This is a genomic window from Synechococcus sp. BDU 130192, from assembly GCF_963876085.1.
GTDB lineage: Bacteria > Cyanobacteriota > Cyanobacteriia > Cyanobacteriales > MRBY01 > MRBY01.
Genome location: NZ_CAWNNO010000059.1, coordinates 153,086 through 171,086, shown reverse-complemented (window position 1 = coordinate 171,086; position 18,001 = coordinate 153,086). Strand labels below are relative to the sequence as shown.

Sequence of the window (18,001 nt, the reverse complement as noted above, 5' to 3'; positions counted from 1 at the left end):
GAGGTTAGTGAAATTATGGTTTCTGTAGCCGCGCAATTTGTTCGACGTGTGGGAATGGTTTTTCTGTTGGCGATCGCCGTGATAATTTTGGTGACCCCAGAGGCGATCGCCGCTAGTAAGCTGAACTATACCTATTCCGAACTGCCGAACCATGACTTTGCCCACGAAAATCTCCAGGCAGCGAGCTTTGCCCGGGCCGATGTGCGGGGGAGTGACTTTACTGGCAGTGACCTAAGCCGAGCCATCCTCACCGAAGGCAAATTTATGGAGGCCAATCTCACCGAAGCCAACCTTTCCGAAGCCTTTATGGATCAAGTCAACATGGAAGGTGCAAACCTCACCAACGCCCTTTTTGTCGATGCCGTTGCACCGGGGACAAACTTTGCCGAAGCGATTATCGATGGGGCTGATTTTTCTGGTGCGCTCCTCGACCGCTATCAACTGTCCGAGCTCTGCAAACGAGCCAGCGGCACCAATACCATTACCGGTACCGACACCCGCTATAGTCTCAACTGTAAAGATTAGTCCCCCTGGGAATTAGCAAAACATCCAGGAGATCTTTGGTCATGGTTTTCTAAAAAATCGGGATGATAGGATTTGAACCTACGACCCCCTCGTCCCGAACGAGGTGCGCTACCAAGCTGCGCTACATCCCGAAAAACAGAACCTATACTAACACAGGTAAACCTTGCTACGATAAAAACTTGTCCGTTAAGTCCAAAATTCTCAAAAGATAAGGAGCGATCGCCGTGACGGTAAAACCAGATTGGCTCAGAGTAAAGGCCCCCCAATGGCAACGGGTTGGCAGCGTCAAAGAAATTTTACGGGACCTCAGCCTCAACACCGTCTGCGAAGAAGCCTCCTGTCCCAACATTGGCGAATGTTTCAATGCAGGCACCGCCACCTTTTTGATTATGGGGCCAGCCTGCACCCGTGCTTGCCCCTACTGCGACATTGACTTTGACAAAGTGCCCCGGGGTTTAGATCCCGCAGAACCCGAAAATCTCGCCGAAGCCGTCCGCCGTCTAAATCTAAACCATGTCGTGATCACCTCCGTCAACCGTGATGATCTCCCCGATGGTGGCGCAAGCCAATTTGTAAAATGTATCGAGCGCACCCGCGAACTGTCACCCAAAACCACCATTGAAGTCTTGATTCCTGACCTCTGCGGTAATTGGGACGCCCTCAAAACGATCCTTGATGCGGCCCCCGAAGTGTTGAACCACAACACCGAGACCGTCCCCCGTCTTTATAAAAAAACGCGTCCCCAAGGGGATTATCAACGTTCCCTGGAGTTACTCCAGCGCACCCGCGAGCTAACCCCCTGGGTTTACACCAAATCGGGGATTATGGTTGGCCTTGGGGAAACCGATGCCGAAGTGCGTGAAGTCATTCGTGATCTGCGAGCCGTAGACTGTGACATTCTCACTATTGGTCAATACCTCCAGCCCACCCAAAAACATTTAGGGGTGCAAGATTTTATTACCCCAGCACAATTTGACGCTTGGCGCGAATATGGTGAATCCCTCGGCTTTTTGCAAGTGATTTCTAGCCCCCTCACCCGTAGTTCTTACCATGCCGAACAGGTGCGGCGCTTAATGGAAACCCACCCACGATCTAAGCCAGAACTCAGTCAGTTACATTCACTAAAATAAAAAATAGTTCCCATCTACGGTACGTTCCATCGTGCAAGCACTAAGTCGCTCAATTACCTTAGAAGAATTCCTAGCGCTACCAGAGACTAAACCTGCCAACGAATATATCGATGGGATGATTCGTCAAAAGCCAATGCCCCCAGGAAAACATAGCCTCCTACAACGGGAATTAACCCTTGCCCTCACCATGGCTTTCCGCCCAGAGAAAACAGCTCAGGTTTTTCCAGAACTACGTTGTACTTTTGGGGAACGCTCCATTGTGCCGGACGTTGCAGTGTTTAAAACAGAACGTGTCCCCCGGGATGACAACGGTGAAATTGCCAATGTTTTTAAGCTTGCACCGGATTGGTTAATTGAAATTTTGTCTCCCAATCAAAGCCATAGCCGTGTTATTCGTAACATCCTCCACTGTTTAGCTTATGGAACAGAAATGGGGTGGCTGATTGACCCCCAAGAAGCCTGTATTTTCGTTTATCAGCCAGATAAATCTGTACAGGTGTTTGATCAGCAAGCCCAAAGTTTACCAATGCCGACTTTTGCTCGATCATTGACTTTAAGGGGAGATGAGATTTTTGCTTGGTTAAAAAATTAGGCTATTTTTTGTGATGAAGCGTCCCATTTATCTCGATAACCATGCGACAACTCCCGTTGATCCGCAGGTATTAGAAGCGATGTTGCCCTATTTTACGGAGCAGTTTGGTAATCCTGCGAGTGCTGGCCATGTTTATGGGTGGGAAGCGGCGGCGGCGGTAGAACAATCCAGAGAAATAATCGCCAGCAGCATTGGGGCAGAGCCAGAGGAAATTGTGTTTACTAGCGGGGCGACGGAGGCAAATAATCTAGCGATTAAAGGAGTTGCTGAGGCTTATTTTGACAAGGGCAGGCATATTGTTACGGTGCAAACAGAACATCGAGCGGTGCTTGACCCCTGTGCCTATTTGGAAACTTTGGGGTTTGAGGTAACTCATCTGCCCGTGCAAGCCAATGGCTTATTGGATTTATCCTTGTTGGAAAGAGCACTCCGTAAAGATACAGTACTGGTCTCGGTAATGGCGGCCAATAACGAGATTGGTGTACTCCAACCTGTCGCAGAAATTGGCACCCTCTGTCATGACCAAGGCATTTTATTTCACTGTGACGCGGCCCAGGCGATCGCCAAAATTCCCCTGAATGTCCAAACCCAAAACATTGACCTGCTGTCCCTGACAGCCCATAAAATCTATGGCCCCAAGGGAATCGGTGCGTTGTATGTGCGCCGAAAAAATCCCCGTGTCAACCTCGCGCCCCAACTCCATGGCGGTGGCCAAGAACGGGGCCGACGATCGGGTACCCTCTACACACCGCAAATTGTTGGCTTTGGTAAGGCCATTGCAATCGGTCTGGCCCAGATGGAACGCGAAAATACCAGGCTTAAACTATTACGCGATCGCCTTTGGCAGCAGCTCCAACCCCTAGAGGACATTTATCTAAACGGCGACCTAGACCAACGGCTCCCTCACAATCTCAACATCAGTATCGAAAATATTGACGGCACCGCCCTCCTTTTGGCACTGCGCAATACCGTCGCCCTTTCCGCTGGTTCCGCCTGTAGTTCCGGTAAACCCTCCCATGTCCTCACGGCCCTGGGGCGATCGCCAGCCCTTTGTCGCGCCTCCCTGCGCTTTGGTTTAGGCCGCTTCACCACCGCTACCGATATCGATCACGTCGCCCACACCCTACAGCACACCCTCCACAGCCTCCGGAAAATGCCCACCAAGACCCCATGAAAGTGATCCAAAGTGAACACTTGGCTTTAGAATGGGATCTGAGGCGATTGCAAATATGCCGCTAAACCTTCCTGTATTTAGCCGTAACCGTCTTCTCCCTTTACACAGCGTGTGAAGAAAGAATTTGCTCCGGTCTTTGTTTGTTGTTGCGGTAATCCTAACCTTTTCCTCAATGACACAAGATCCGGCGATCGCCTACCATTTCATCTCACCCAGCCATACATAGACTCATGTCTGCGGTGAAGTCTGCACGAAACAAGAAATATCCAGCCTAGTTTCAAAGCATTTATTTCAGACAACAGAACTTGCATAGAACAGTTTTTTCAGCATTAAGCGAAAAAAATCGAGGAATTTGAATGCCTAAGCAAATTATTATTGCAGAGCAGCATCAGATTGCTGCCGTTTTTTGGGAAGACCAAATCCAAGAAATTGTCGTATCCACCGGTGCCCAACAGGTCGGTGACATCTATCTCGGTATCGTCGAAAACGTCATTCCCGGCATTGACGCGGCCTTTGTCAACATCGGTGACACCGAAAAAAACGGTTTCATCCACGTCAGCGATCTCGGCCCCATTCGACTCAGAAAAAATTCCAGCTCAATCACCGAACTCCTCGAACCCCAACAAAAAGCCCTGGTTCAGGTGATGAAAGAACCCACGGGAAACAAAGGGCCACGGCTCACAGGCAATATTACCCTCCCCGGTCGCTACGTCGTCCTGATGCCCTACAGCAAAGGAGTTAACCTTTCCCGCCGCATCAGTAGTGATAGCGAACGTAACCGTCTGCGGGCCCTCGCCGTGCTGATGAAACCCCCCGGCATGGGACTTTTGGTGCGGACTGAGGGCGAAGGTACCGACGAAGAAGCGATCATCGAAGATTTAGAACTGCTCCAAAAACAGTGGGAAGTGATCCAGCAGCAGGCAAACTACGGCCGTCCTCCGACCCTGATCAACCGTGATGACGACTTTATTCAGCGGGTGCTGCGGGACATGTACAGCGATGAAGTGAACCGCATCGTGGTGGATTCTGCCAGCGGCATGAAACGGGTGAAAAGCCAGCTCATGAACTGGGAAGGGGGGAAAGCGCCCGACGGTTTGTTAATTGATCATCACCGCGAAAAGCAATCGATTCTGGACTATTTCCGGGTGAATGCAGCCATTCGTGAAGCCCTCAAGCCCAGGGTTGAGTTGCCTTCTGGGGGCTACATCATCATTGAACCTACCGAAGCTTTAACTGTCATTGACGTAAACTCTGGTTCTTTTACTAAATCCGCCACCGCACGGGAAACGGTGCTCTGGACGAACTATGAGGCGGCCACAGAAATTGCGCGGCAACTGCGGTTACGCAACATTGGTGGGGTAATCGTGGTGGATTTCATCGACATGGATTCTCGCCATGATCAGTTGAAGTTGCTGGAGCATTTTACAAGTATTCTCAAGGCGGATAAGGCCCGGCCCCAGATCGCCCAGTTGTCTGAACTCGGTTTGGTAGAACTAACCCGTAAACGACAGGGTCAAAATATTTACGAACTGTTCGGTAAGCCCTGCGCCCACTGTAATGGCCTTGGTCACTTGGTACATTTACCCGGTGAAGAGGAACCTGTACCACTCCAGTTAAATATTCTGTCTTCTCTCTCGCTCCAGGGCGGGGCGCGGACACCGGGAGAAAGTCGGCCTGTACTGTCTGGGGGACGGCGCGGCACCACCAGCCACGGACGACGGATTACATCACGGGTTGCTCGGAGCAAGCTGATTAATGCAGGGAATACGCCTGCGGCAGAGCCGTTAAATCTAGTGCATCATCCCGATTATCAGGAACAAAGCAGCAATAATAATAATCGTCGTCGTCGCCGGCGATCGCCAGAGGTTTCGAGTAAGCCGGTGCTCCGGGACGAAAAAGAGACCCAAGATAATGGTGGCGATCGCCCCTCTGCTGAGACGCCGACAAAAGAGAAAAAAGAAACAAAAACGTCTTCGTCCCAAGACAACAGCAATACGTCTTCCCGCTATGACCGTCGCGAACGGAGTCGTTACCGCCGTGACGAGCCCAAAGAAACCGTCCAGGTGGAAATGACGGAGCAGGAAAAAAATGTCTATGCCCTGATTGGGGTATCACCCCTGGTGCGTTTAGACGCTGCTGGGAAAAAAGACCCCCGCTCAACGATTATCGAAATTGTGCGACCGGGAACCGCCAAAGAAACCGATGCCACTTCGGAAAAAGTAACACCAGTCGAAAATTTAGAGCCGCAACAACTCCAGATTGAGACCCCTGAAACTGGAGAGGTCGCCCTCGAAGCAGACGACACAGCTCTTCAAACTGCTCAACCCGTAGAAACAAAAGTTTCACCCCAGGCGGAACCGGAAGTAGCAGAAAAAGACGCTGAAGAAAAGACCAATGGCCGTCGCCGTCGCCGTCGCCGTTCTTCCGCCAGTAGTTAAAACCCAATTACCGTTAACCTAAGGCAGTGGCAACACTGCTTTTTTCTTTTGGGGATGTTGTCGCGCCCTCACTCTGACCCAAAAATTCCCTTAAAAAGCTATGGCACCGAAACAAACGACCGACGCAATCCTAACGGCTCTACAACATTTAATTGAGGTTGTTGCTCAATTGCGATCGCCCGCTGGTGGTTGTCCCTGGGACTTAGAACAGACACCCCAAACCTTGATTCCCTACGTGATCGAAGAAGCCTATGAAGTTGTCCATGCCCTCCGTCAGGATGACCAACAGGCGATCGCCGAAGAATTAGGGGATCTCTTACTGCAAGTCGTTTTACAAGCCCAAATTGCCCAGGAATACGGCCACTTCAGCCTCCAGGAAGTCGCCGAGGGCATTAGCGAAAAATTGATTCGCCGTCACCCCCATGTGTTCGGTGAAACCAGTGCCAGCACCGTCGCCGAAGTCCGTCAAAACTGGGAGACCATCAAGGCCGAGGAAAAAGGCGAATCCCCGCAAACTGTGCCCCAGCTCAGCCGTAAATTAGACCGCTATAACAGCACCCTCCCCCCATTGATGGCGAGCCTAAAAATGTCCGAAAAAGCTGCCGCCGCCGGATTTGAATGGGAAAACATTGGGGAAGTGTGGGCAAAATTTGAGGAAGAACTCCAGGAATTTCGCGAGGCACTCCAAACTGAGAATAAGGCCCATCAACAGGCTGAACTCGGCGATCTACTATTCACCATTGTCAATTTAGCCCGGTGGTATGATCTCGATCCCAATGGGGCGCTCCACGGCACCAACGACCGCATGGTGCAACGCATTTCTCTGATGGAAAAGTTTGCAGATAAGTCCCTGGCAGATTATTCCCTCGCAGAACTAGAAACCCTTTGGCAACGGGCAAAACAACATCTCCACCAAAGCATTGATTCTTCCGACTAGTCTTCAGTAATTTCGTTACCTTAGGGCACTGTGAGGGTTGTTAAAGTGGCTTGACTGCTCGCTCTAAGCCACAATTTCGACAGGATTTATGTAATAATAAACGCCCCAACCTAGACAAAGAATATGCGATGATATGGTTAAGAAAGTCTATTTTTCCCTATCAGCAAACTAAAAAATAGTTTAGGAACAGAAAACACTATCCCGTTCACCAGCAATCAACTCCATTACTTGCCTTAAATAACCATGGATGAAACACAATGGTGGAATAAGCCTCTAATCGGTGAGACCAGTTTTTCAGAAAAAATTGTGAAACTGATTAGCAAGAAGTCAGTGCCAGAAAAAGTTGTTTTAGCACACCGAAAGTATAATCGCGAAATTAGAGCAAAGGCCTGGCATGTGCAGCGAATCGAACTAAATAAGTTCGACAATGAAGACTTTTTGACCTATGCCAAAATGCGGGTCTTAATCGAGAAAGAACTTGGCGAGTTTAAGGGTTTAAAACGAATTATTCAGTTTTTAGAATTGGCTTTAACAGCGGCGGAAAGTTATTTACTGATTTCTGAAACAGAATTACAGTTCCGCAGTCCGCTTCAAAAAAGTATTTACAAATTTATTTCCCAGGTGCTTGCAACCCAAGATCACCAAACAGTGATCGCTATTCTTCACAAAAAAGTATGGCCTCTGCTCGACCGCATTAAAACAGACAAAGGCCGGATTGTGCTCCAGGAATATTTAAAGGCGATTGATAATGTCGCCCAATATCCAGATGGACTGGAATTGCTGAGGCTTTTTAAGCAGGCAACCTACAGTTATACGGTGCTGCGGGCGATTTCTAGTATCTCAAAAACCCTAACAAAATCTGATACTTATGATGTGACGCAGCTCAGTTTACACATTCGTGATAATCAAGATGTTTTCAATCATTTAACTGAAATTCTCCAAATTCCAGCAGAACATGATAACCCCCGTTCCTATGCGCGGATGCTGCAATTTATTGCGTTTAAATATCGTTATCAAAAAAATGACATCGAATTTCAAGAGTTATTGCAGCGGCTACGGGATTGGCAACTTCCTTATCTAAATATTGTTGATTTGCGAAAAGAGTATTCCGCTCAGGATTATAGTTTACCGCAGGCATTTATGGAACCAATTCCGGCAGTAGACATTTATGAAAAATACCAACAATATTTATAAGCAGCTTTATTCAGCCAAAACATAAGAATTTCTAGAATATTAGGATTTTTGTAAGGCTTGATGCAGTGACTGTAGTGATGTTTCACTGATGTAATTGTTACAAGGAAATACTTTAGGTCGCTGACTAAGACTGGGTTGGAGTCGGCTAATTTGTTGCTGCACGGTTTCCAAGCTAAGGCGATCGCATAAAATCATGTGACTGCGTCGGATTAGCGCCTGGAGACGAGGCAGATCCGTCGGCGTGCTAGTAATCAGGGTCAGCTCAGTCCCCCGGAGACTATGGATAATGGTGCGGGCAGCATGGAGAATGCCAGGACTCAGGCTCACTAGACCGAGGCAGTGGTTGGGGGGAAGCGCTTTGATGTGGGCCAGTTCGGGGCCGTAATCATGGAGTGTGACCGGAATAATCTGGATATTCGGGGGGGCGATCGCCGCCACAGCCTGAACGAAATAGGGGGTAGTAACCAGGGTTGCCGCCGTGATCTGTTCTAAACGTTCGGCCAATGCTTCTAGGGGAACCAGTTGGATCGGGATGGCGATCGCCTGACTTATTTCTTGCAAAATCCACTGGCCAGCCCCCAATTCCCGCTGGGGAATAGTGATCATCACCTGGGCGGCACAGGCGAGACGCCAATCAATGGCCTTAGTAAACAGTTGTTGAATTTGAGGCAAACTATAGCCCGCCTCCAACAGTCGCTGAATTGCGTCATCAAAAATGGCCTGGGGTTGCGGCGACGGCTCTTGAGTGGTTTCGGATGGCGTCGTGGAGGACTGGCGCTGATCCTGAACATAAACCCCTGAGCCGGGAATTAACTTGACGAGGCCAAGGACTTCAAGCTCCCGGTAAATCTTGCTGATGGTATTGCGGTGGAGTCCAGTCATCATTTCCAATTGCCGCAAACTCGGCAGCCGTTGATCGCGCCTAAACTGATGGGAGGCGATCGCAAATTGCAATTGGTCCAGGAGCTGTTGGGACGCAGGGATTTCGCTATCGGGCTGAATGTGGAAAGAAAACATGGGGGACTTCACACGTAGAGGATCTCCTCCATCAAACCGAAAAAATGCCTGGGCGATCGCCTAGATAGCTGAATATTGGCACAAAAAAATTCCCCAAAAGTTGAGGAATCAAATCGCCAATTTACCTGGCCGAGCAAAAGTACCAAGGCCCTATCTAAAATTAGACATTTAGAAAAGGATGGGGCTCGCTGACATTTTCAACCCACTTGCGGGGTGGAGCCGCCCGACGAATATTACGCCAAATCTGCGTTGCGGCCAAGGTCCCATCCGCCACCGCCACAGAGACTTGATTGAGGCCTTTCTTGAGATCACCAAGGGCAAAAATTCGCTCATGGGTCGTTTGACACATATTATTGGTTACGAGGTTTTCACCGTCCCACTCCAAACCGTCGATCCCTTTCAAATAGTCGTTGTAGTAGGTCGAGCCCATATTCACCAAACCTGTCGTGGCTTCGACGATAGTGCCATCTTCGAGTTCAACACCGCTCATCTTGTGATTTTCGCCGTGGAATTTCACAATTTTTTGTTCGTAGAGGGGATAGCCGTGTTCAGCGAGCTTTTCTTTCATTTCATCGCTCACTTCCACGAGGCCATGGGTCAGCACGGAGATGTAGGGGGTAAACCAATTTAAGACGAAAGCGGCGTTGATCTGTCCTTCGGTGCCCGCAATGACGACCGCCTTTTGATCCCACATATCGAAGCCATCGCAGATCATGCAGACATGGAGCGTATAGCCAGCATAATCATAGACATTTTGCATATCATCGGTTTCGGGGAGATTGTCGATGATGCCAGAGGCGGCGACTACATATTTACTGCGGAAAACAGGATAGCTACTATTTTTTCTGCCAACTTTGACTTTGACGGCGAAGGTTTCACCTTCATCAGTAACTTCTTCGACATAACCCCGCAGGTGATCCGCACCCCAATCAATGGCCTGCTTGGTGCTCTGGAGGATAATATCTCGCCCAGGAGTTTCTGGGTCTAAGCCGACATAGTTGCGGAGATCTTGCATCCAGAAGGAGCGGCCCCTGCCTTTTTCGACGATGAGGCACTTCAGGCCATAGCGGGCGAGGTAAATTGCAGCGGATAAACCACCCATGCCGCCCCCCACAATAATGGCATCATAGACGGTATCTAAACGGGTTTCGAGGTTTTTACTAGAAAGCTTCATGGCAGAGTCCCCCAATGGTTTGGCGGTGGTACGAGAAATCAAAAAGGCAAAGAAGGCGATCGCCGCCCCCCTTGCCTTAGTCTAAAAAAATTATTTGGTGAGCGTCAGTGATAGAAACTTAGCCAACAAATTCTTTGCGGGGTTCAGAAACACCAGGAGCAGATTCGCCCTTGATGTAAGCCAGCATGGTATCTGCATCAGATACTTCAAAAGGATCGGTGGGGCAGTTATCAGAGAAGTCAGGCTCTACAAACATCTTCTTGATTTCGCCATCTTCGACGAGCATGGAGTAGCGCCAAGAACGCATCCCAAAACCGAGGTTAGACTTCTCAACGAGCATCCCCATTTTGCGGGTAAATTCACCGTTACCATCGGGAAGGAGGAAGACTTTGTCAGCACCGATTTCCTTACCCCACTTGAACATTACGAAAGCATCGTTTACGGACAGACAGATGATTTCATCAACGCCCTGGGCCTGGAATTCGCTATAAAGCTCTTCGTAACGGGGTAAGTGGTTGGAGGAACAAGTGGGCGTGAAAGCACCAGGCAGGGAGAAAAGAACAACTTTCTTGCCACCGAAAATGTCAGCGGTGGTTTTGTCTTCCCAACGGTAGGGGTTGGGGCCTTCTACGGACTCATCGCGGACGCGGGTTTTGAAGACAACGTCAGGTACTCTAGCCATGTGGACCTCTTGAATAATGTGATAACAGAAAATTTTAGGAAAGGTCTCAACCTTTCTTAATAAGCCAGAATAATTCTTATTTAGGAATAAGTCAAGCTTTTCGTTTTCAGATCCCGGAGGCAGGCACAAAAAAAGAATGGCGATCACCCCAGGTTTATCCAGATAGAGGATGCTTGCGGGGGCAAAGACCATTCATAGGAAGACAAAAAAAAAGAAAAGAAGAGAAAAAAAGTTAATCTTCCAGTTCAATTTCGATGGCGATGTAGTTACCCCGGAAGGTCAAATACTCCACCTCAACTTTTTGATTTACCCGCAGATCGCTGAATCGATTGAGTCCATCATCATAGTCAGTTTCGGGGCTTGCAAAAATTCTAATTCCGTTCACAGTTAAAGATTGATCCTGTCGGTTAATCGACGTGATGTATCCTTCGATTTCATTATCATCATCAGCGATCGCCGGGATGGAAGTTAGAAACAAGCCACTACTCGCAATGGTTGCAAGAAGGGCTTTTCCAAAAAATGTCATGATCCTAAAAAATTTTTATAACAGCAAAGTTGAATTCCTTCCTGATTTCCTGGGAATGGAATCAGTTTTCCAGGACATAGGTGAGGTTAGAAAAGTTCCCCTAGGTGAAGTGGTGCCATCGTTCTAAAAAGGAAATATAAAAGGAATAATGCTACAAGCCACCACCCAAAACAGGAGGTTCAAGGGAATCCCCACCCGAAAATAATCGGTGAATTTGTAGCCCCCTGGCCCGTAGACCATCAAATTAGTTTGGTAGCCGATGGGAGTCGAAAAACTCGCCGAAGCGCCGATCATGATCGCAATCACAAAAGGCATCACATCCACACCGAGGGTATTAGCTAGGGATACTGAAATGGGGAACATTAACGCCGCGGCGGCATTGTTGGTAATTAATTCTGTGAGGAGGGTCGTAATTCCGTAGACGACAACCAGGGTGGGCCAGGGATTGTCTCCCGCCAGTTGCAGGAGATTGGCGGCGATCGCCCCAGCAGCCCCGGTCGTTTCTAAGGCTTTCCCCAAACCAAAGGCGGCCCCAATGACGAGCAACACAGACCATTCAATACTCTTGAGGGAACGACTGGGGGAACAGCAACCGAAAACAATCATGGCGATCGCCGCTAGGGTTGCCGCCTTTAACATCGAGAGCCAACCGAACACCACACAAACCACCATCACCAGCAGAATTCCCAGGGCGAGGGGAGCACGGTCATGGCGCATCGGCTCCGAATCAGGAATTTCACTGACTAAGTAGAAGTCCCGGGAACCCCGTTGCTGCTCCAAAAAAGTGGGGTGGGTTTCGAGTAATAAGGTATCCCCTGCCAACAGGCGCATTTCCCCAATTTTTCCCTTGAGGCGCTCCCCGTTGCGGGCCACGGCTAAAACGACGGCATTATAGCGACTGCGAAACTTTCCTTCCCGGATCGTTTGTCGGATTAGCGGACAGGTATTGGAAACAACCGCCTCAATTAGGCAACGTTCAGAGCGGGGAGTATCTAATTTAAAAACTTGATCCGTGGCTGGCTGTAATCCCCGGAGTCGATTGAGGTCGAGGATCGAATCCACTGCCCCGACAAAAACTAACTGATCTTTTTCCTGTAAAACTTCGCGCGGACTGACCGCTGGCAACACCAAGGAATCCCGCACCACTTCAATCAGGTACAGGTTTGGCAAATTTCGTAGGCCAGCTTCTTCAATACTTTTGCCAATGAGGGGACTGTTTTCGTGGACAACCATTTCCACGGTGTATTGCCGCAGATCGTCCTGGTCACTAATGGCCGGTTTGCGCTCTGGTAGTAGCCAACTGTGACTCAGCATTAGAAAGGTCACACCGGCGATCGCACAGGGTAATCCCACCAAGGCAATGTCAAAGAGGCCGAGACCGGCATGGTCTGTTTCGGCAATCAAGAGGCCATTGACCACCAGGTTTGTACTGGTACCAATTAAAGTACAGACGCCCCCAAAAGAAGCAGAATAACTCAGGGGCAACATCAATTTTGAGGGGCTAATGCGCAGCTTGCGGCACCACTCGTTCACTACCGGGATAAACATCGCCACTACGGGAGTGTTGTTTAGAAAAGCACTCAGGCCCATCACGGGCACCATCAACCGCATCAAGGCCGCAGACTCTCCTTTCGGCAGTCCTAAAACCCGCTGAGAAATCCAACTGAGGGAGCCGGTTTGTTGCAAGCCAGTCACCACGAGATAAAGCACCGCAATGGTCGCCAAACCTTCGTTACTAAACCCGGCGAGGGTAGTACTCGTATCAAGCACCCCCGTCAGCAGCAAGGCTCCCAAGGCACCAAGGAAAATCACCTCGGCAGGGAGAGGCGTCAGGGCATTTAAAAGAAAGGCCACCAGGGTCAGACCGAGGGTCAACCAACCTTGCCAACCCAAACCGAAGAAAGCCGCCTCCCCCAAAGAAGGCAACTGCGCAAACATTGCCATCGAAAATCCTCCAGCACATAGAACGCCTAGCATGGGCGCCGTTGAAAAGAATTTAGTCGTTTTTATGACATTAAAGGGCAGAATCGCGTTCCAAGTTCGGGGCGATCGCCAGGACTGAAAAAAAGATTTAGAAATCTGAAACAAAGGCATAGAGAAGGGTTGACAGCTTAGAACGGATTGCCATGCACCCTTGGCAGGGTCAATTTTTTTCAACTCTCATCATGGCACAGCAGAGAATGATTCAAGATTGAATTTGAAATGAATTGCAATTCAAACAAGACTAGATTATGATTGGCTATCAATTCAAAAGAAATTGAATCAAAAATGAGAAAGTCTAATTTGTCCCTAAAAACTTTGGCGATCGCCACCCTATTGAGTAGTAGTCTTTTCGCTTGCGGTAACCCCAACCAAAACCAGAGCACTACCCCCGAGTCTGAAACCACAACGGCTCAGACTCAATCCCAAGAGCCAGTTACCATAACCCTGGTTACCTATGCCGTTACCCGGAGCGCCTACGAAAAAATCATCCCGCTCTTCGTTGAGCAGTGGAAAACAGAAACCGGACAAACCGTAACCATCGAGCAAAGCTATGGCGGATCTGGTTCCCAAACCCGTGCCGTCATCGATGGCTTGGAAGCAGATATTGTCGCCCTCGCCCTGGGGTCTGATATCAACCAAATTGAAGAGGCTGGTCTAATTGACCCCGGCTGGGAAACAGAAGCCCCCCGTGACAGTGTGGTTACTTCCTCTGTGATTGCGATCGTGCCCCGTGACCCCAATTTGAAAATTACACAGTGGACTGATCTTGCTGAAAACGACTTAGAAATTATTACGGCCAACCCCAAAACATCCGGTGGTGCCCGCTGGAATTTCCTTGGTCTTTGGGGTGCCATCACTCAAACGGGTGGTACTGAAGCCGAAGCACGGGAATTTGTCACCAAAATCTATAAAAATGCGCCAATTCTGCCAAAAAATGCACGGGAATCTACCGATGTCTTCTACCAACAGGGACAGGGAGATATTCTGCTGAACTATGAAAATGAAGTTTATCTCGCCAACTTACAAGGGGAAAAGCAACCCTACACCGTCCTGACGGATTTCAATATCGCGATCGATAATCCCGTGACCGTTGTGGATAAAACCGTCGATGAACGCAATACGCGGGACGTGTCAGAGGCTTTTGTTGAGTTCCTCTTCACCCCTGAAGCCCAAGCTATTTTTGCAGAAGTTGGTTTCCGACCGACAGATCCTGATGTTGCGGCTCAAGTCGCGGATCAATACCCAGAGATTGAAAACCTAGCGACCATTGAAGACTTTGGTGGCTGGCGCGAAGCACAACCTAAATTCTTTGGTGATGGTGGCATCTTTGATCAAATTTTTCAACAGTAAAGAATTAGAAATCAAGCTAAATTCTTGAATAGGAGAGGTACAGCAATTATGTCTCATGAATCAGCAGAAAAAAATCCAGGCGATCGCCACACTCAAGTAAATATCTTGGTACAAATCCCGAAACAATATCAACAGGATCCAATCATCACCCAACTAGCCGTTAAACATAATATTCAAGTTAATATTTTAGCGGCAACCCTTGGCACAGATACGACGGTTAGCGGTTGGTTCGATCTACAAATTTCTGGCCCTAATCAAGCAGTGAAAGACGCACTCCTCTACCTAGAAGATCATAACATCGGTGTTTATCATAAAAAATCTTCGGAAACTGACGGGTGGTGAGATAAATATCTTTAATTTTTTTCAGTAATCTACCAGTCATTTCTGTTATGTAAACGATGAAAATTTTATCTTTAGCTCTGCCGCGTAAATTATTTTCGGCAAGGTCAATCCAATTTCCAAAAAATACGATCCCTTGGTCAGTAACAATTACTTACCTAGCGTTGATTTTGATTTTGCCGACCTTCGCTTTAATCGAAAAATCCCTGAGCTTAAGCACCTCAGAATACCTAGAAATTGCTTTATCCCCGGTGGCTTTGTCTGCCTATGGTGTGACTTTTATTACGGCGATCGCCGCTGGGGCAATTAATGGCCTATTAGGCACGATCATCGCTTGGGTCTTAGTCCGCTATGAATTCCCCCTCAAACGAATTGTTGACGCAGCCATTGATATTCCTTTTGCTGTACCGACAGCCGTTGCAGGTCTCATCTTAGCAACGCTCTATAACGATCAAGGTTGGATTGGACAACTTTTTGCCCCCCTAGGGATCAAGATTGCCTACACCCGCATCGGCGTTTTTATTGCGATGTTATTTATTTCTCTCCCCTTTGTGGTGCGCACTCTCCAGCCAGTATTACGCGAACTCGAAGAAGAAACAGAACACGCTGCTTGGTCTTTAGGAGCGACAGAAAGCCAGACTTTTTGGCGCGTTATTTTTCCACCCCTAATCCCACCAATCTTAACGGGCGTTGCCCTCGGTTTTTCCCGGGCAGTGGGTGAATATGGCTCCGTTGTGCTTGTTTCATCGGGGATTCCTTTTAAAGACTTAATCGCTCCAGTGTTAATTTTCCAACGCCTAGAAGCTTTTGATTACGAAGGGGCGACGGTGATTGGTTCAGTGCTGTTAATTGTTTCTTTGCTGCTTCTATTTATTATCAATTTTCTACAACAATGGGGAAGGCGCTATGCAAACTAAACTTAAATCCTTTGAATTTAAACTTTCTCCCCAATGGCTAATTGGGATTACGCTTACTTATCTCGCTTTAATTCTTTTAATTCCCATTCTTGCCATTTTTTATGAAGCCTTTCACCAAGGAGTTTTAGTTTTCTTTAAATCAATCCAAGCCCGCGCTTTTATTCAAGCAGTTAAATTAACGGTGATCATTGCTTTAATTAGTGTGCCATTGAATACAATATTTGGTCTTTGCGCCGCTTGGGTATTGGCAAGAAAACAATTTTGGGGGCGGACTCTGTTTCTCAGTGTAATCGACCTTCCTTTTTCAATTTCCCCTGTTGTTGCTGGCTTGATGATTGTTTTGCTTTATGGGCAAAATGGTTGGCTAGGTTCTCTTTTTGAACAAGCAAATATCAAGATCCTTTTTGCTTTACCAGGCATGGTGATTGCCACACTTTTTGTAACGTTGCCATTTGTCGCCAGAGAAGTTATTCCTGTTTTAGAAGAAATGGGATCAGATCAAGAAGAATCTGCTTGTACTCTTGGTGCTAGTGATTGGCAAATTTTTTGGCGGGTGACATTACCCAATATTCGTTGGGGGTTACTCTACGGCATTTTGCTGACAAATGCCCGGGCGATGGGAGAGTTTGGGGCTGTTTCTGTCGTTTCTGGGAGTATCCTCGGCAAAACAGCAACACTACCGATTTTTGTAGAGCAAGAACATATGAATTACGCAACAGAATCGGCCTTCGCAGCGGCGGTTGTTTTAGCTTTACTTGCCTGTGTGACGCTGGTGCTGAAAGAGATCCTAGAACGGAATACTCACTCCGCTTAATGGCAATTTAGGCCATGATTCATTTCGCTTAACTTGATAAAAATTCCCCTTATTACTGTAGAAAAAAATGAGTATTTTTGTTGATTCAGTTTATAAAAAATTTGGTACGTTTCAGGCCTTAGAAAATATCAATTTAGAAGTCAAAGAAGGGACATTGGTTGCCTTATTAGGGCCATCTGGTTCTGGAAAATCGACCCTCCTCCGGGCGATCGCCGGACTAGAAACCCCTGATCATGGACAAGTGATTATCAACGGTCAAGATGCGACCCATGTAGATATTCGGCGGCGGAATATTGGCTTTGTATTTCAGCACTATGCCCTGTTTAAACACCTAACCATCCGCCAAAATGTTGCCTTTGGGCTTGAGATCCGCAAAAAACCCAAGCATCTGATCCGCCAGCGGGTCGAAGAACTGTTAGATCTGGTTCAACTGCAAGGTTTAGGCGATCGCTACCCTTCCCAGTTATCCGGCGGTCAACGTCAACGGGTCGCCTTAGCCCGTGCCCTAGCGGTACAGCCCCAGGTTTTACTGCTTGATGAACCTTTCGGTGCCCTAGACGCAAAAGTCAGAAAAGAACTCCGAGCTTGGCTGCGTCGTCTCCATGAAGAAGTTCATGTCACAAGTATTTTTGTCACCCATGATCAAGAAGAAGCGATGGAAGTTGCCGATGAAATTGTTGTGATGAACCACGGGCGCATTGAACAGGTCGGCAGCCCTGCGGAAATTTATGACCACCCTGCGACTCCGTTTGTGATGAACTTCATTGGGGAAGTGAACGTTTTACCCAGTCATCACTCCTTGATTCGTAATCACCCGGACACAACCCCCCATCACGCGACCCATGCTGTATTTGTTCGTCCCCATGATCTAGATTTACAAATCGATGGTGATCCGACTGCTTTGCCCGGTACAGTCAAGCGAATCATTTACCGAGGCTCCGATGTTCAAGTAGAGGTACTAACGGCAGATCAAGAAATTATCATGGCCCACCTTAGTCGAGAAAAACTTGCCCAATTACACGTTGAAGTTGGCCAAACCGTTTATCTCAGGCCAAAACAGGCAAAAGTCTTTGCGGTCAATGCGGAGTCCCAACCTGTGCCGAGGCAATCTTAATGTCCCGGTTTGAGGAAACTTGGGCCATGGCAAAACCTCACCCATGGGCGATTGATGACTCGGTTACATCGAGCTTTTCGACTAGAATCAGAAAG

The 18,001-nt window shown here is 48.2% G+C and carries 17 protein-coding genes and 1 tRNA gene; 12 read left to right on the top strand and 6 right to left on the bottom strand.

All coding sequences use genetic code 11. The annotated features are described in order from the left end of the window. The first annotated feature begins 15 nt into the window (after positions 1-15). Positions 16-525 carry a pentapeptide repeat-containing protein gene (locus AACT35_RS13405; protein ID WP_099238217.1) on the top strand — a complete coding sequence of 170 codons (510 nt, stop codon included), beginning with the start codon at positions 16-18 and terminating at the stop codon, positions 523-525. Between the two features lie 57 nt (positions 526-582). Here the strand turns inward: AACT35_RS13405 and AACT35_RS13400 are convergent. Further along, positions 583-656: transfer RNA gene (locus AACT35_RS13400), tRNA-Pro, on the bottom strand. A 93-nt stretch (positions 657-749) separates the two neighbouring features. On the opposite strand from AACT35_RS13400, the gene lipA reads away from it, so the two are divergent. The 6 genes from lipA to AACT35_RS13370 all read left to right on the top strand — a co-directional run bounded on the left by lipA (position 750) and on the right by AACT35_RS13370 (position 7,990). After that, positions 750-1,655 (top strand): lipoyl synthase, encoded by a 906-nt coding sequence (lipA, locus tag AACT35_RS13395; protein ID WP_099238215.1) that lies wholly within the window; start codon positions 750-752, stop codon positions 1,653-1,655. 28 nt (positions 1,656-1,683) lie between these two features. After that, positions 1,684-2,247: a Uma2 family endonuclease gene (locus AACT35_RS13390; RefSeq protein ID WP_099238213.1), complete on the top strand. Its 564-nt coding sequence runs from the start codon at positions 1,684-1,686 to the stop codon at positions 2,245-2,247. A 13-nt stretch (positions 2,248-2,260) separates the two neighbouring features. Beyond that, complete coding sequence (locus tag AACT35_RS13385; RefSeq protein WP_099238211.1) at positions 2,261-3,421, top strand: cysteine desulfurase family protein; 1,161 nt, start codon at positions 2,261-2,263, stop codon at positions 3,419-3,421. 356 nt (positions 3,422-3,777) lie between these two features. Next, positions 3,778-5,859 (top strand): Rne/Rng family ribonuclease, encoded by a 2,082-nt coding sequence (locus AACT35_RS13380; RefSeq protein ID WP_099238209.1) that lies wholly within the window; start codon positions 3,778-3,780, stop codon positions 5,857-5,859. Positions 5,860-5,959: 100 nt separating this feature from the next. After that, complete coding sequence (mazG, locus tag AACT35_RS13375; RefSeq protein WP_099238207.1) at positions 5,960-6,796, top strand: nucleoside triphosphate pyrophosphohydrolase; 837 nt, start codon at positions 5,960-5,962, stop codon at positions 6,794-6,796. Between the two features lie 243 nt (positions 6,797-7,039). Then, positions 7,040-7,990 carry a hypothetical protein gene (locus AACT35_RS13370; RefSeq protein ID WP_099238205.1) on the top strand — a complete coding sequence of 317 codons (951 nt, stop codon included), beginning with the start codon at positions 7,040-7,042 and terminating at the stop codon, positions 7,988-7,990. A 39-nt stretch (positions 7,991-8,029) separates the two neighbouring features. On the opposite strand, the gene AACT35_RS13365 is transcribed toward AACT35_RS13370, so the two are convergent. The 5 genes from AACT35_RS13365 to AACT35_RS13345 all read right to left on the bottom strand — a co-directional run bounded on the left by AACT35_RS13365 (position 8,030) and on the right by AACT35_RS13345 (position 13,333). Next, positions 8,030-9,007 carry a GntR family transcriptional regulator gene (locus AACT35_RS13365; protein ID WP_099238203.1) on the bottom strand — a complete coding sequence of 326 codons (978 nt, stop codon included), beginning with the start codon at positions 9,005-9,007 and terminating at the stop codon, positions 8,030-8,032. Positions 9,008-9,167: 160 nt separating this feature from the next. Then, positions 9,168-10,181: an NAD(P)/FAD-dependent oxidoreductase gene (locus AACT35_RS13360; protein WP_065710268.1), complete on the bottom strand. Its 1,014-nt coding sequence runs from the start codon at positions 10,179-10,181 to the stop codon at positions 9,168-9,170. 118 nt (positions 10,182-10,299) lie between these two features. Then, positions 10,300-10,863 (bottom strand): peroxiredoxin, encoded by a 564-nt coding sequence (locus AACT35_RS13355; protein WP_012306421.1) that lies wholly within the window; start codon positions 10,861-10,863, stop codon positions 10,300-10,302. 232 nt (positions 10,864-11,095) lie between these two features. After that, positions 11,096-11,389 carry a DUF5666 domain-containing protein gene (locus tag AACT35_RS13350; protein ID WP_099238201.1) on the bottom strand — a complete coding sequence of 98 codons (294 nt, stop codon included), beginning with the start codon at positions 11,387-11,389 and terminating at the stop codon, positions 11,096-11,098. A gap of 123 nt (positions 11,390-11,512) precedes the next feature. Next, on the bottom strand, positions 11,513-13,333 hold the full coding sequence (locus AACT35_RS13345; RefSeq protein WP_065710270.1) for an SLC13 family permease: 1,821 nt from the start codon (positions 13,331-13,333) through the stop codon (positions 11,513-11,515). Between the two features lie 324 nt (positions 13,334-13,657). On the opposite strand from AACT35_RS13345, the gene AACT35_RS13340 reads away from it, so the two are divergent. From AACT35_RS13340 to AACT35_RS13320, 5 genes are all read left to right on the top strand, one after another. Then, complete coding sequence (locus tag AACT35_RS13340) at positions 13,658-14,722, top strand: sulfate ABC transporter substrate-binding protein (protein WP_099238199.1); 1,065 nt, start codon at positions 13,658-13,660, stop codon at positions 14,720-14,722. Between the two features lie 48 nt (positions 14,723-14,770). After that, positions 14,771-15,064 carry an NIL domain-containing protein gene (locus AACT35_RS13335; RefSeq protein ID WP_099238197.1) on the top strand — a complete coding sequence of 98 codons (294 nt, stop codon included), beginning with the start codon at positions 14,771-14,773 and terminating at the stop codon, positions 15,062-15,064. 56 nt (positions 15,065-15,120) lie between these two features. Continuing rightward, positions 15,121-15,978 (top strand): sulfate ABC transporter permease subunit CysT, encoded by an 858-nt coding sequence (gene cysT, locus AACT35_RS13330; protein ID WP_099238195.1) that lies wholly within the window; start codon positions 15,121-15,123, stop codon positions 15,976-15,978. Next, entirely contained in the window at positions 15,968-16,792 is an 825-nt protein-coding gene (gene cysW / locus AACT35_RS13325; RefSeq protein ID WP_099238193.1) for a sulfate ABC transporter permease subunit CysW, read from the top strand. Before cysT ends, cysW begins: the two co-directional genes overlap by 11 nt. 67 nt (positions 16,793-16,859) lie before the next feature. Next, positions 16,860-17,906 (top strand): sulfate/molybdate ABC transporter ATP-binding protein, encoded by a 1,047-nt coding sequence (locus AACT35_RS13320; protein ID WP_099238191.1) that lies wholly within the window; start codon positions 16,860-16,862, stop codon positions 17,904-17,906. Positions 17,907-18,001 lie beyond the last annotated feature (95 nt).

Coding starts and splice junctions, on each gene's coding strand:
- AACT35_RS13405 (WP_099238217.1), top strand. CDS start 16: ATGGTTTCTGTAGCCGCGCAATTTGTTCGACGTGTGGGAATGGTTTTT.
- AACT35_RS13385 (WP_099238211.1), top strand. CDS start 2,261: ATGAAGCGTCCCATTTATCTCGATAACCATGCGACAACTCCCGTTGAT.
- AACT35_RS13380 (WP_099238209.1), top strand. CDS start 3,778: ATGCCTAAGCAAATTATTATTGCAGAGCAGCATCAGATTGCTGCCGTT.
- mazG (WP_099238207.1), top strand. CDS start 5,960: ATGGCACCGAAACAAACGACCGACGCAATCCTAACGGCTCTACAACAT.
- AACT35_RS13370 (WP_099238205.1), top strand. CDS start 7,040: ATGGATGAAACACAATGGTGGAATAAGCCTCTAATCGGTGAGACCAGT.
- AACT35_RS13365 (WP_099238203.1), bottom strand. CDS start 9,007: ATGTTTTCTTTCCACATTCAGCCCGATAGCGAAATCCCTGCGTCCCAA.
- AACT35_RS13360 (WP_065710268.1), bottom strand. CDS start 10,181: ATGAAGCTTTCTAGTAAAAACCTCGAAACCCGTTTAGATACCGTCTAT.
- AACT35_RS13355 (WP_012306421.1), bottom strand. CDS start 10,863: ATGGCTAGAGTACCTGACGTTGTCTTCAAAACCCGCGTCCGCGATGAG.
- AACT35_RS13350 (WP_099238201.1), bottom strand. CDS start 11,389: ATGACATTTTTTGGAAAAGCCCTTCTTGCAACCATTGCGAGTAGTGGC.
- AACT35_RS13345 (WP_065710270.1), bottom strand. CDS start 13,333: ATGGCAATGTTTGCGCAGTTGCCTTCTTTGGGGGAGGCGGCTTTCTTC.
- AACT35_RS13340 (WP_099238199.1), top strand. CDS start 13,658: ATGAGAAAGTCTAATTTGTCCCTAAAAACTTTGGCGATCGCCACCCTA.
- AACT35_RS13335 (WP_099238197.1), top strand. CDS start 14,771: ATGTCTCATGAATCAGCAGAAAAAAATCCAGGCGATCGCCACACTCAA.
- cysT (WP_099238195.1), top strand. CDS start 15,121: ATGAAAATTTTATCTTTAGCTCTGCCGCGTAAATTATTTTCGGCAAGG.
- cysW (WP_099238193.1), top strand. CDS start 15,968: ATGCAAACTAAACTTAAATCCTTTGAATTTAAACTTTCTCCCCAATGG.
- AACT35_RS13320 (WP_099238191.1), top strand. CDS start 16,860: ATGAGTATTTTTGTTGATTCAGTTTATAAAAAATTTGGTACGTTTCAG.